This window comes from Roseospira marina (genome assembly GCF_014197855.1).
In the GTDB taxonomy this organism is placed as follows: domain Bacteria; phylum Pseudomonadota; class Alphaproteobacteria; order Rhodospirillales; family Rhodospirillaceae; genus Rhodospira; species Rhodospira marina.
Map to the genome: position 1 here is coordinate 76,347 of NZ_JACIGJ010000009.1, position 13,480 is coordinate 89,826.

A 13,480-nucleotide genomic window follows, 5' to 3' on the forward strand; every position below is an offset into this window, starting at 1 on the left:
GTTTCCGGACAAACGCGGGGATCGCGGCGCGGTTCCATGACAGGTTCGGGGCGGTCCCGGAGATGCCGGGCGCTATACCGCGCCGCCCGGACCGGGCACCGGGGCGCCGACGGCGGCGTACAGATCCGCGATGGCGCGGGCCTCGGCGCCGTCGGCTTCGACCCGGGCCTGGCGGTTGTCGAGCAGCGTCCGCTCCGCATCCAGCACGTCCAGGAATCCGACCAGCCCCTGGGCGTACAGGCCCCGGGCCTCGGCGGCGGCGGTCTCGCTGGCGGCCACCGCCTCGCGCAGGTCGGCCGCGCGGGCGCGCGCCGCCTCCAGCGTCGCCAGGGCGGTCTCCACCTCGGCCACGGCGTTCAGCAGGGTGGCGCGGTAGACCAGCAGGGCCTCGCGCGCCTGGGCCTCGGCGGCGGCGATGTCGGCGTCGCGCGCGCCGCTGTCGAACAGGGGAATATCCAGCGTGGCCGCCAGGGTCGCGACCAGCGACCGCACCACGTCCCCGGTGCCTAGCCCGGCGGTCGACAGGGTGAGCGTGCCGGGCAGGCTGAGCTGAGGATAGAGCGCGGCTTCGGCCAGGCCGATCTCCGCCGTGGCGCGGGCCAGGTCCGCCTCCGCCGCGCGCACGTCGGGGCGCGCCCGCAACAGGTCGCGGGGCAGTCCGATCGGCGGCCCCCCGGCGTAGGCGGGCACCGCCACCGGCTCCGGTCCAGCCTCCACGGCGGGCGTTGTCACATCCTCGAGGCGCCCGGTGAGCACGCCCAGCGCGGCCTGCGTTCCGGCGATTCCCTCCCGCAGTGGGCCGCGCCGGGCGCGGGTGGAGGCCACCTGTGCCTCCGCCCGGCTGACGTCCAGCGCGGCGGCGAGCCCGGCGGCATAGCGTTGGCGCACCAACCCCAGGGTCTGCTGCTGGAGGTCCAGCGAAGCGTCGATCAGGTCCAGGCTGGCCCGGTCGCGCGCCACGTCCAGATAGCCGCGCACCACATCGGCCGCCACCTGCCGGCGCAGGTCGTCGCGCAGCAGGGCGCGGCGGCGGGCCTCCGCTTCGGCCGCCTCGACCGCGCGGCGCTGCCCACCGAACAGGTCCGGGATCCAGCCGAAGGCCAGCCCGGCGCGGGCGGCGCCCGACAGGGTGTCGGTGTTGCGGCGGGGATCGCGCGCCAGCACCGCGTCGGCGTCGCCCCCCACGTCGGCGTCGAGCGTCGGGCCGCCGCGGGCTCGCGCCGTGCCGATGCGCGCGCGCGCCTCCGCCAGCCGTTCCCGCGCGGCGGCGATATCGAGGTTCCCCTCCAACGCTCGCGTCACCAGGGCGTCGAGGCGCGCGTCCCCGAAGCCGCGCCACCATGCGGTGTGGTCGGCCGCTGCCGGGGGCAGGTCCGCCGCGCCACCGTAGGCCGCTGGGGGATCCATATCCGGCGCGGCATAGTCCGGCCCGGCCGTGGTCAGGCACCCCGACAGCAGCACCGCCGCGCTCATGGCGAACAAGGCCCTCATTCCGCCGGAACCTCCTCGCCGCGATCGGGAATGGTGGCGGCCTGGATCAGCTCCCGGTCCAGACGGTCGCCCTCGGCGGCGCGCGGTTTCACCAGCCGCGCCAAGCCCAGGTAGGCCAGCGGCGTCAGGTACAGCGTCACCAGCGCCGCCAGCCCCAGCCCGCCGAACACCACCCAGCCGATGGCGCCGCGTGCCTCCGCCCCCGGACCGGTGCTCAGGATCAGCGGCAACCCGCCCAGGATGGTCGACACCATGGTCATGATGATGGGCCGCAGCCGCACCGAGGCCGCCAGGGTTACCGCCTCGCGCACCGACCGGCCCTTGTCGCGGAGCTGGTCGGCGAACTCCACCACCAGAATCCCGTTCTTGGCCATCAGACCGATCAGCATCACGAATCCGATCTGGGAGTAGATGTTGAGCGATGTCCCCGTGACATGCAGCGCCATCACGGCGGCGGCCATGCCGAACGGCACCGTGGTCATGACCACCAGGGCCGAGACCATGCTTTCGAACTGGGCCGTCAACACCAGGAAGACGACCACCAGCGCCAGGGCGTAGGTCACGGCGACGTCGTGGCCGGTGTCCTCCAGAGCTTCGGCCTCGCCCAGCGGGATCATCTCCACGTCGTTGGGCAGGACCTCGGCGGCCAGGGTCCGAATCTCCGCCAGCGCCTCGGCGAGGGGCACGCCGGGCGCAATTTCGGCGTCGATGTCGATGGCGCGGCGCTGACGGCGGCGGTCGAGTTCGGCTGGGATGCCGCCCTCCTCCAGCGTGATGAGCCCGGAGAGCGGCACCAGCGCTCCGGCGTCGGAGCGGACATACAGGTTCGCCAGATCGCCGGGATCGTTGATGGCGCCGCCCTTCGATTCCAGCAGGATCGGGATCGCCTCGTCGTCCATGTTCAGGTCGGCGAGGTCGTCGCCGTCGATCATGGCGCGTAGCGTGTCGGCCAGGGTGTCCAGGGAAATGCCCAGGTCGGCCGCCGCCCGCCGATCCAGCCGCACCGACAACTCCGGCTGGGTGGGCTGATAGGAGATGTCCGGGCGGCTCAGCGTGGTGGCGCGGTCCTCAATGGCGCGCGTCAGGGCCTGCGCCGCCTCGAACAGATGCGGGTAGTCGTTGCCGATCAGCGCGACCTCCATGCCGCCGCCGCTGCCGCGCAGCCCGAGCGAGTTGGAGGCATAGACCCCCGCGCGTACCCCGGGCAGTTGGGACAGGGGGCCGCGCAGGTCGTTCATGATCGCCTGCTGGCCGCGCGCACGCTCCGACCAGGGGGCCAGGGGGGCGATCACGAACACCCGATTGGGGTCCCAGCGGCCGACGATGGTCAGAGCGCGCTCGACCTCGCCGGAGGCGATGAAGGGCGCCAGGATGGTCTCGATATGATCGGCCTGCCGGCCGGCGTAGCTCAGGTTGGCGCCGTCCGGTCCGCTGGCCGAGATGAACAGCACGCCCCGGTCCTCGGGCGGCAGAAGCTCGCGGTCGAGGTCGCCGTAGAGCAGGGCGCCGCCCGCGCCGAACACCGTCACCACCGCCAGCACCACCAGTGGCGCCCCCAGCACCGCCGCCAGGGAGCGGTCGTACAGCCGCGCCAGGGCGTGCCCGGCGCGCCCCACCACGGACGGGGTCCCGCTGGGTTTGATGTCCGGCAGGCGCGCGGCCAGCGCCGGCACCAGCGACAGCGCCACGAACGACGAGATCGTCACCGCGATGGCCAGGACGTAGCCGAACTCCTCGAACAGGCGGCCGGTCAGCCCGGGCAGGAACGAGATCGGCACGAACACCGACACCAGCGTCGCCGTCGTCGCCACCACGGCGAAAAACACCTGGCGGGTTCCCAGCACCGCCGCCGCGCGGGCGCCCAGCCCCTGGGCCTTGCGGCGCTGCACGTTCTCGAGCACGACGATGGAATCGTCCACGATCATGCCCGTGGCCAACACCAGCGCCAGCAGCGTCAGGATGTTGATCGAAAAGCCCAACAGCCAGATCGCGGAAACGGTGCCGACCAGGGCGATCGGAATGCTCACCGTCGGGATCAGCGTGGTGCGCAGGGATCCCATGAACAGCCACAGGGTGGCGACGACGATCGCCACCGCCAGCGCCAGGGTGGTCAGGACCTCCCGCACCGACCCCTTGATGAACACGGCATCGTCGGAGGTGACCAGGATCCGCACATCGGTCATGCGGTCGTTCAGGCGCTCGACCGCCGCCCGAACCCCGTCGGAAATGGCGATGGTGTTGGACCGCGCCTGCCGGATGACCCCGAGGCCGATGACCTTTTGGCCGTTGAGGCGGAAGACGCTGGTCTCGTCCTCCGGTCCGAACCAGACATCGGCCACATCGCCGATCCGCACGGTGTCGCGGATCACCAGGGCCTTGACCTCATCCGCCGTGGCGACGCGGGCGTCGGCGCGCACGATCAGGTCCATGTCGCGGGATTTGAAGCTGCCGGCCGGCACGTCCATGGGGGCCGTGCGCAGCACCGCCGCCACGTCGCCCACTGACAGGCCATGCGCCGCCAGCCGCAACGGATCGACCACCACGCGCAACTGGCGTTCCCGGTCGCCGTAGAGCGAGACATCCGCGACCCCGGGCACGGACAGCAGGGCCGGCACCACGTCGGTGTCGGCCACGCGGGTCAGCGCGTCCTCCCCCAGGGTGTCGCTGGCGACCGCCAATCGCAGCACCGGGTCGGCGTCGGCGTCGGCCTTGACGACGGTCAGGTCCTCCACGCCGTCGGGAAGCTGCCGTTCCACGCGGCTGACGGCCTCGCGCACGTCGGCGGCGGCGTCCTCCAGGTCGATGCCCGGATGGAACTCGGCTCGGATGCGGAAATTGTTCTCCTCGCTGGAGGAGCGCAGGCTGCGCAGCCCCGACACCCGGGCCACGGCGGCCTCGACCTCGCGGGTGACCTCGGCGTCCATGGTCTCCGGCGCCGCGCCGGGGAAATTGCCCTGGACCGACACGATGGGCCGGTCCACGTCGGGCAGCTCGCGCACCTCCACGCCCAGCATGGCGGCGACGCCGGCCAGGGCGATCAGCAGGTTGAGCACCATGACCAGAAGCGGCCGGCGGATGGCCAGCGAGGGCAGGTCGGCGCGCGTTTCGGGCTCGGCCATGGCGGGGGATCCGGTCTAGGTTCCGGGCGGCGTCGGCAGGGGGTCGGCCAGGGAGACGTCAATGCCGGGGCGCATGCGTTGGATGCCTTCGACGACCACGGGCTCGCCGTCCTCCAGCGCGCCCTCGACCAAGGTGATGCCCTGGCGCCGTTCCACGATGCGCACGGACTCGCGGGCGGCCTGACCGCCGCGGATGACCCACAGATACGGCCCCTCGGCCCCCCACTGCACGGCGATTTCGGGCACAAGCGGATAGGTCTGGCCGGTCAGGTTCACATGCACGACGAAGCTCATGCCGGGCCGCAGGGTGTCGTCGGTGTTCTCGACCCGGGCGCGCAGGGTCACCGAGCGGGTCGTGGTATCGATCCGGCTGCCGATGTCCACCAGCCGCGCGGTCCGTTCGGCCTCGGGCGATCCCCACGGCGCGATCGTTACGGACTGTCCGACCGCCACGCGGCCCAGCACCGTCTCGGGCAGGGCGAAGCGCACCAGCAGGGCGCTGCGGTCGTCCAGGGTGGTGATGGCGTCCTCGGTCGTCACGCGGTCGCCGATATCGATTTCGGTGATGCCCACATGGCCGGCGAACGGCGCGGTCATGGTGCGGTCGTCGAGTGCCACCTGGGCCTCGCGGCGGGTGATGCGGGCGGCCTCCAGCGTCGTGCGCGCTTCGTCCACCGTGGAGGCCGGCACGGCCCCGCGCCCGGCGGTCTCGTAGCGTTTCAGAAGGCGCTTGGCCTCCGCCACCCGGGCCTCGGCGAGATCCAGCGCGAGGTTCTCGCGGCGGGCGTCCAATTCCAGCAGGATGTCCCCCGGCGCCACGCGCTGGTCGGGGCGGAAGCCCACCGCGACCACCTCGCCCGCCGACGCCGGATGCAGGGTGGCCGAGCGGATGGCCTCGCCGGTGCCGATGGCCTCCAGGTTCGTGGTCTGCGGGCGCATCACCACGGGTTCGACCACGACCGGCGGGCCGGCGCGCGTGGCGGACGCCGCGTTCGGACCGCCGGTATCGCCGGCCGCCAGAATCGGTCCTCCGTACTGATAGGCCACCGCCGCGGCCCCCAGGATGGCCACGGCCAGCAGGCTTTGAACGGCCATGCGCATGGGAATCCCTTGCCCCAAGACCCGGTGGCGCGGCCCGGCGATCCGGAGCCGGGCGCTGAACAGGTGCTGCCGTGAACATAAGGTCTCCGGGCACCCTGGTCGAGGTATCGCGTCGCGGTTTGGCGTCGCGATGTCCCGGGCCACGCCGCGCGCGTCCTTCAGGGGCAGCGTCACGGAGCGCGTGTCGGCGTTCTGCACCAGAAACGCCCCCCATGTCACGACCCACCGTCCTTGCTCTCCGAACCGGGGCCCGGATCGCCAGCCGCGCTGCGTCGACCATGCTCCCCGCCGCACACGATCCGGATGCACTTTAGTCCCTTGATTTCGCGCGGCGTCTAAGCCCGCATCACGCGCATTGGGCTGATGTCATGAGGATCCGATCGAGTCTAGACTGCCGTGTCCCGTCCGGCCGAGGCAAGGAAAATGGCCGGCGTCGGCGCGACCCGGGAGCCCCAGCATGATCCGTCCATCCGCCCTGAAACAGCCGCTCGGCCGCTTCGCGCTGGCTCTTGGGGTCGGGCTGGCCGGCGGGCTGGTGGCGGCGGCGGTCGGATTGCCGGCGCCCTGGCTGATGGGCAGCGCGGTGGCGGTGTCGCTGGTCGCCCTGGCCGGCGTGCCGGTGGCCATACCGGCGCTGGCCCGCAACGCGGCGTTCGCGATGATCGGGATGTCCATGGGGTCGGCTATCACCGTCGAGACCCTGCGCTCTGCGGTGCACTGGCCCCTGAGCCTCGTGGTCATGGCCCTGTCGTTGGCCGTGGCGATGGTTCTGGGGGTCTGGTACCTGCGCCGGTTCGGTGGGTTCGATGGCGCGACGGCGGTGCTCGCCACGGCGCCGGGCGGGCTGGCGTTCTCGCTCGCGCTGGCGACCGAAGGGCACGGCGATGTTCGCCGGGTGACCGTGAACCAGTCGCTGCGCCTACTGACGTTGACCGCGATCATGCCGCTGCTGGTCGGCACCGCCGCCGCCCCGACGCACGGGGCCGCCGCCCGCACTTTGGCTCTGGACTGGACCCTGCCGACGCTGGTGACCGCCTGTCTGGCGGGCGGCTGGACGGCAACCCGCCTGCGGGTCCCGGCCGGCTTTCTGTTGGGCAGCATGGCGGTCAGCGTGGCGGCGCACATCGCCGGCGTGGTGGAGGGGCGCCCGCCCGCGTGGCTGCTGGCCCCGGGCTTCGTCGTCACGGGCGGTGTGATCGGGACGCGCTTCCTGGGCGTGACGCGGGCCGACCTGTGGCTCGGCCTGCACACGGCGTCGGTGACGGTGCTGATAGCCCTGGGGGTCACCGGCGTCGCCGCCATCGGCGTCGCCTGGGCGCTGGCCCTGCCGCTCGGTCAGGTCTGGGTGGCCTATGCGCCGGGTGGGGTGGAATCGATGGCGGCGATGGCGCTCGCGCTGGGGTACGATCCGGCCTACGTCGCGACCCACCATGTGGCGCGGCTGATCGTGCTGACGGCGCTGTTGCCGCTGCTGCTCCGGCTGGCGGAGGGGCGGCGGAGCCGGGACCGGCGTTAACGGTCCAGCAGCGCCGCGACGCGGGCGCGCAGCACCGGCAGCAGCGTGCTCTCGAACCAGGGATTGCGGCGCAGCCAGGCCGTGTTGCGCCAGCTCGGGTGCGGCAGGGGCAGATGGCCCGCCCGCTCCAGAAACCCAGCGAAGCCGCGCACGGTCTCGGTCATGGTCGCGGCCCGGGCGGCGCCGAGGTAATACGCCTGGGCGTACTGCCCGACCAGCAGGGTCAGGGCCACCTGGGGCAGCCCGGACCGCAGCGGCGGATGCCACAGCGGGGCGCACTCGGGTCGGGGCGGGGCGTCGCCGCCGCGCGGCAGGCGGCCGGGATAGCACAGCCCCATGGGCACGATGGCGATGCGGGTTTCGTCGTAGAAGGTGGCGCGGTCGACCCCCATCCAGTCGCGCAGCCGGTCGCCGGAGGGATCGTTCCAGGGTACGCCGGTGGCGTGGACCTTGGTGCCCGGCGCTTGCCCCACGATCAGCAGGCGGGCGGTTGCCTGGGCGCGCAGCACCGGACGCGGCCCCATCGGCAAATGCGCGGCGCACAGGGTGCAGGCGCGCGCCGCCGCGACCGTGTCCTCAAGGGAGGGCGCCCCATCCGTCACGCCCCACCTGTCAGGCTTCGGCGTCGAGCGCCCGGGCGTCGGTGATCAGCCGTGTGCGCTCGATCCACCAATCCGGCCGTGCCTCCGCGATGATCTGGCGGGCGGTCTCGGCCTCGTCCTCGCCGCCGAACAGGGCGAAGCAGGTGCCGCCGCTGCCGGACATGCGGGTGAGCAGCGCGCCGGCCTGATCGGTCAGCCGCTCCAGCGCCTCGCTCACCTCGTCGGCGACGGTGCGGGCTGCGGTCTCCAGGTCGTTGCGCCGCCCGGCCAGATCGTTGGCCAGCGCGAGCGCGTTGACCGGCGCGTCGTGCAGCGGCGCCGGGCCGGAGTAGGGACCGTTGCGCAGGCCGAAGACCTCCTTGGTGGGCACCGGCACGCCCGGGTTGACCAGCAGCATCGGCACCGGCGGCAGGGCCGGCGCGGGGGTCAGCACCTCGCCGATGCCGGAGACGTTGGCAGCCCGTCCGTACAGGCAGATCGGCACGTCCGCGCCCAGGGTCAGGGCGAGGTCGAGCATGGCGCCGTCGTCCAGGTCCAGATTCCACAGGCGGTACAGGCCACGCAGCACGGCGGCCGCGTCCGCCGAGCCGCCACCGATGCCGCCGGCGGTCGGCAGGCGCTTGATCAGCGTCAGGTGCGCCCCGGTCTCGATGCCGGCGACGTCGGCCAGCGCGCGGGCGGCGCGCAGCATGAGATTGTCCTCGGGATCCAGGCCGTCCAGGGCGTCGGCGCGCGGCCCCTCCACCGTCAGAGATAGGGTGTCGGCCGGGGTCACGACCACGGTGTCGAACACGGCGGCGAAGGCCATCAGGCTGTCGAGCCGATGATAGCCATCGGGACGCCGGCCGATAATATGCAGGTACAGGTTGATCTTGGCGGGGGCCGCCAGTCGCACGGAGGTGTTCTGGTTCACGGGCGCGACTCCCCGGCGGCCGTCAGACCGATGCTCAGTTTCTCCTCGATGCCGGGTACGGCGTCCTCTCTCGGCTCCAGACTCAGCGCGCGCTCCCACTGGAACCGGGCCTCGGTGCGGCGGCCGACGCGCCAATAGGCGTCGCCGAGATGGTCGTTGATGGTCCAGTCCTGCGGGCGCAGCGCGACGGCGCGTTCCAGTTCCTCGACCGCCTCGTCGTAGCGGCCGAGCAGGTAGTAGCCCCAGCCCAGGCTGTCGACGATATAGCCGTCGTCGGGCCGCTGGCGCACGGCCTCGCGCACCATCTCCAGAGCCTGTTCGATGTTCTCGCCCCGGTCCATCAAGGAATAGCCGAGGTAGTTCAGGACCTCCGGCTGGTTCGGCTCCAGCTCCAGCGCGCGCTCGAAATCGGCGCGCGCCGCGTCCCAGGCTCCGGCGCGCTCATGGGCGATGCCGCGCCGGTACAGGATGGGCCAGACGGCGGCGGGGTCGGTCTCGCCGGCCTCCAGGCGGGTCAAGGCCACGCGATAGGCGTCCGCCGCCGCGGCGAAGCGGTCGGCGCGGCGCAGCAGGTCGCCCTTGTCCACCAGCGGCTCGACCTGCTCCGGGTGCGCCTCGGCCAGGGCGTCGTAGTGCGCCAGAGCCTCGTCGATGCGGTCCAGGCGCTCCAGGTTCTCGGCCCGATAAAGCTGCACCACGTAATCGAGCGCCGCGTCATCCCGGGAGTCGATGCCGTCGAGCACCGCGTTGGCGGCCTCGAACCGCTCCATCCGGCGCAGCGTCTCAGCGATGCCCAGGGCCGCGCGCGGGAAGTCCGGCTTCACCGCCAGCGCCATGCGCATCAGAACGATGGCGGTGTCGGAGCCCTGCCCCTGATTGACCACCAGACCGATGTGGTAGAGCGCCTCGGCGAAGCCGTCCGACGGGGTCGTCAGCAGATCCGGCACGCCGGCCGCGCCCTGGGCTTCCAGGCGGGCGGCGAGGTCCGTCACCGCCAGCGGCACCGGCCCGCCCGCGATGTAGGTCCGCACCATCTCCAGCGCTTCGTCGGTGCGGCCCTGGTGCACCAGAAGCATCGCCATCAGTTCGAGCGGCCGGGCGTTGTCGGGCGGCCCGTCCTTCAGGTAGGCGTCAATCAGCGTCGCGGCCCGGGCCTTGTCGCCGCCGATGTCCGCCAGCAGCGCGGCATGCAGGTCCACCAGCCGGCGGGCCGAGACCATCTCGCGCGCCGGGTCCAGATCGCGCAGGGCGTCCTCCAGGTTGCCGTCGCCCAGGTGTGCCCAGGCCACCAGCAGCGGCTGCAACAGCCCGTTGAGGCCCTGCGGCTCCAGCGGCCACAACCAGCCCACCGCCTGATCGGGCCGCCCGTCGCGCATGGCGGCGGTGGCCATCAGCAGGGGCGCGAAGTCCTCGCCGCTCATGGCGACGACGGCCTGATGGGCGACGTCCACCGCCTCGTCGAACCGGCCGTCCGCCATCAGGTAGTAGTACGCCCGGCGCATCAGCATGGTGTTGCCCGGGTCGGCCTCCAGCGCGGCCGAAAAGTGCGTGGCCGCCGCGCTGATATCGTTGGCGTACTGCGCGGTGCGGCCCGCCAGATACTGCCCCAGCGCGCGGCCGGACGGCCGGTCTTCGTCGTCCGTGGTCGCCGTGCTCTCCGCGTCCTCGGCCGCGTCGGCCGGGGGCACGGCGTCGGAGGCGGTGGCGAGCACCGCGGTGCGGTCCTGCGCGGCGCCGTCGGCGGCGACCGGATGGGCGCAGGCGGCGGGAGTCAGGGCCAGAGCGGCGCCGACCGCCACCAGCGCGGCCCGCGCCGGCGATCGCATCCGTCTCGCTGACCGAAGGTTCGTTGCTGACTCCGCCATTCAGTGCTCCTGGGCAGGCAATGCGCCGGGTTTACATGTTGGGATAATTGGGACCATCCCCACCCTGCGGCACCACCCAATTGATGTTCTGGGTCGGATCCTTGATGTCGCAGGTCTTGCAGTGCACACAGTTCTGGAAGTTGATCTGAAGACGCTGGGCGCCGCCCTCGCCGTCCGCCACGAACTCGTACACCCCGGCCGGACAGAACCGAGCCTCCGGTCCCGCGTACGTGGCGAGGTTCACCCGGGTCGGCACGCTGTCATCCTTCAGCGTCAGATGACAGGGCTGGTTTTCCTCGTGGTTGGTGTTCGACAGATACACCGAGGACAACCGGTCGAAGCTGACCTTGCCGTCCGGCTTGGGGTAGGCGATGGGTGTGCAGTCGGCCGCTTTCTTGAGCGCGGCGTGATCCTCGTGATGGCTGAGCGTCCAGGGCGCGTGTCCGCGCAGGGCATACGCCTCGATCGCGGAGTAGGCAAGGCCGCCCCACAGGCCCCACTTGAACGACGGCCGGATGTTGCGGACCTGCTTCAGTTCCTGGCCCATCCAGCTTGTCTTGAGGGCCTCCTGATAGCCCGCGACCGGGCCGGTGGCCTCGGCCTTCAGGTGCTCGAACACCGCCTCCGCCGCCAGCATGCCGGACTTCATCGCGGTATGCGTGCCCTTGATCTTCGGCACGTTCAGGACGCCGGCCGTGTCGCCCACCAGCACGCCGCCCGGGAAGGTCAGCTTGGGCATGGACTGCCAGCCGCCCTCGGTCAGCGCACGGGCGCCGTAGGCAATCCGGCGGCCGCTTTCGAAGATCGGGCGCATCTTCGGATGCGTCTTCCACTGCTGGAACTCGTCGAACGGGCTCAGATAGGGATTGCGGTAGTCCAGCCCGACCACGAATCCGACCGAGACCAGATTGGCGCCGAAGTGGTACAGGAACGAGCCGCCGTACACGTCGCGCGGCACCGGCCAGCCGATGGTGTGCACGATCTGGCCGGGTGTGTGGACGGAGGGATCGACCTCCCACAGCTCCTTGATGCCGATGCCGTAGGTCTGCGGCTGCACGCCCTCACGCAGATTGAAGCGCGTCATCAGGCCCTTGGTCAGCGACCCCCGGCACCCCTCGGCGAAGATCGTCTGGCGGGCGTGCAGCTCCATCCCGGGTTCGAACTGCGGAGTCGGCTCGCCGTCGCTGCCGACACCCATGGCCCCGGTGGCCACGCCCTTGACCGCGCCGTCCTCGGTGTACAGCACCTCGGCGGCGGCGAAGCCGGGGTAGATCTCCACCCCCAGGGCCTCGGCCTGCTCGGCCAGCCAGCGGCACACGTTGCCCAGGCTGACCACGAAGTTGCCCGCGTTGTGCATCTGCGGTGGGGTGGGCAGCCGAAGGGCGCCGCCCTTGGTCAGGAACAGGAAGCGGTCCTCGCCGGCGGCCTGATCCAGCGGCGCGCCCTTGTCGCGCCAATCGGGGATCAGCTCGTCGAGCGCGCGGGGCTCGATCACCGCGCCGGACAGGATGTGCGCGCCGACCTCGGAGCCCTTTTCCAGGACGCACACGCTCAGATCATGGCCGCTTTCGGCCGCCAGGGTCCTCAACCGGATCGCCGCAGACAGCCCGGACGGACCGGCGCCCACGATGACCACGTCAAATTCCATCGCTTCGCGTTCCATGACATCTCCCCTCGCCCGCGCGGGCGCGGGCCGTCCTGCCTGCCGGCCGGTGCATTCGAGGCCCGGCCTTATGTTCGTGCGCGCATCGGCTGTGCGGGGCGCGCATTCCCCTATAGCATAGGCCCCTATAGCACAGGAGAGTTTGAGGCACCAAAATCTACGCTGCGGTGCCGCACCCGCCATTGGTGTTCTGGCGTCCGGTGCCGAACACGCTCACCGGTCCTGTCCGGTCGCGGATCCTGGTCGCGTGACCGCAAGGAAGCCGGGGCATTTCGGCCTGGTGCGGCGCACGGCGGCGTCGAGCCCAAGGCGTCCTTGACACCGGACGTCATCCCCATGTTCAAGCGACCAGAGGCCGCTCGAACTGGGTGTGTAACGAGTCTTATCGCGCCATCAGCGCAAAGACGCCCCATCCCACGTATTCACGTGTGTAGGCGGCGTAGCGTGTGGGTTCGGACGACAGATGGCGTCGCACGTCCTGCGCAAAGTCATCGTCGGGATTGTCTTCAAGCCAGCGCCGCATGGTGAGCCATTTCGCGGCTTCGTACCTGTCCCACCCTTCGAGGTCCGCCAGAACCATTTCCACGACGTCGTAGCCCAGATCGCCGAACCACGCGAGCAACTCTGGAAGCATGAGAAAATCCGAGAGCGCTCCGGCATGGCATTCTTTGATTGCGGCCTCGCTCTGTGGCTTCCTGCGCCAATACGGTTCGCCGATGAGAAGGATCCCGTTGGGAACGAGGCTTTTCGACAGAAGCTCTATGGCACCCGCCACGCCCCCGCCAATCCATGTGGCCCCGATACAGGCGGCGATATCGACCTTCTCCTCCGCGACATAACCGGTTGCGTTGTCGTGGAGGAACCGAACCTGCCCCGCGACATCAAGCTCTTCGGCACGGCGTTTCGCCTGTTCGGAAAACAGGCGGCTCATGTCGACACCGGTGCCCGTAATCCCGAAATCGCGCGCCCACGTGCACAGCATCTCACCCGAGCCACTGCCGAGATCGAGCACGCGGGCTCCGGGCTCCAGGCGAAGCACCCGTCCGAGCGTGTCGTACTTATCGGGGGTGAAGGGGTTGTGAATCCGGTGTTTGCTTTCCGTAATGGTGAAAATACGTGGGATATCCATTGTTTAACGTCCTTGGAAGTCAGGCTGGAACGCGCCGTCGCCGGCCCGCGTCGGATCGCGATGCCGTCCGTTTGCGTGCTC

At 71.1% G+C, this 13,480-nt stretch carries 9 protein-coding genes; 1 reads left to right on the plus strand and 8 read right to left on the minus strand.

Features of this window, described 5'->3' with window-relative positions:
- Positions 1-72: 72 nt before the first annotated feature.
- The 3 genes from GGD82_RS12900 to GGD82_RS12910 are packed head-to-tail and all read right to left on the minus strand — an operon-like array spanning position 73 to position 5,930.
- Positions 73-1,491, minus strand: a complete 1,419-nt coding sequence (locus GGD82_RS12900) for an efflux transporter outer membrane subunit (RefSeq protein ID WP_150062641.1) — start codon at positions 1,489-1,491, stop codon at positions 73-75.
- Positions 1,488-4,610, minus strand: a complete 3,123-nt coding sequence (locus GGD82_RS12905) for an efflux RND transporter permease subunit (protein WP_150062642.1) — start codon at positions 4,608-4,610, stop codon at positions 1,488-1,490. Before GGD82_RS12905 ends, GGD82_RS12900 begins: the two co-directional genes overlap by 4 nt.
- A 15-nt stretch (positions 4,611-4,625) precedes the next feature.
- A complete protein-coding gene (locus tag GGD82_RS12910) occupies positions 4,626-5,930 on the minus strand; it encodes an efflux RND transporter periplasmic adaptor subunit (RefSeq protein WP_150062643.1) in 1,305 nt (434 codons plus the stop codon).
- A 238-nt stretch (positions 5,931-6,168) separates the two neighbouring features.
- Between GGD82_RS12910 and GGD82_RS12915 the strand changes: the two genes are divergently transcribed.
- Positions 6,169-7,227 (plus strand): AbrB family protein, encoded by a 1,059-nt coding sequence (locus tag GGD82_RS12915; RefSeq protein ID WP_150062644.1) that lies wholly within the window; start codon positions 6,169-6,171, stop codon positions 7,225-7,227.
- Here the strand turns inward: GGD82_RS12915 and GGD82_RS12920 are convergent.
- The 5 genes from GGD82_RS12920 to GGD82_RS12940 form a co-directional block, all read right to left on the minus strand.
- Positions 7,224-7,829 carry a uracil-DNA glycosylase family protein gene (locus GGD82_RS12920; protein ID WP_246163913.1) on the minus strand — a complete coding sequence of 202 codons (606 nt, stop codon included), beginning with the start codon at positions 7,827-7,829 and terminating at the stop codon, positions 7,224-7,226. The genes GGD82_RS12915 and GGD82_RS12920 overlap by 4 nt on opposite strands.
- 10 nt (positions 7,830-7,839) lie before the next feature.
- The gene (locus GGD82_RS12925; protein WP_150062645.1) at positions 7,840-8,742 is read right to left on the minus strand and encodes a 4-(cytidine 5'-diphospho)-2-C-methyl-D-erythritol kinase; all 903 of its coding nucleotides are present in this window, start codon (positions 8,740-8,742) and stop codon (positions 7,840-7,842) included.
- Positions 8,739-10,568: a tetratricopeptide repeat protein gene (locus tag GGD82_RS12930; protein WP_170284308.1), complete on the minus strand. Its 1,830-nt coding sequence runs from the start codon at positions 10,566-10,568 to the stop codon at positions 8,739-8,741. The genes GGD82_RS12925 and GGD82_RS12930 overlap by 4 nt, the downstream gene beginning before the upstream one ends.
- Before the next feature lie 70 nt (positions 10,569-10,638).
- Entirely contained in the window at positions 10,639-12,270 is a 1,632-nt protein-coding gene (locus GGD82_RS12935; protein WP_150062647.1) for an electron transfer flavoprotein-ubiquinone oxidoreductase, read from the minus strand.
- Positions 12,271-12,652: 382 nt separating this feature from the next.
- Positions 12,653-13,399 (minus strand): SAM-dependent methyltransferase, encoded by a 747-nt coding sequence (locus GGD82_RS12940; RefSeq protein WP_150062648.1) that lies wholly within the window; start codon positions 13,397-13,399, stop codon positions 12,653-12,655.
- Between the last annotated feature and the right edge of the window lie 81 nt (positions 13,400-13,480).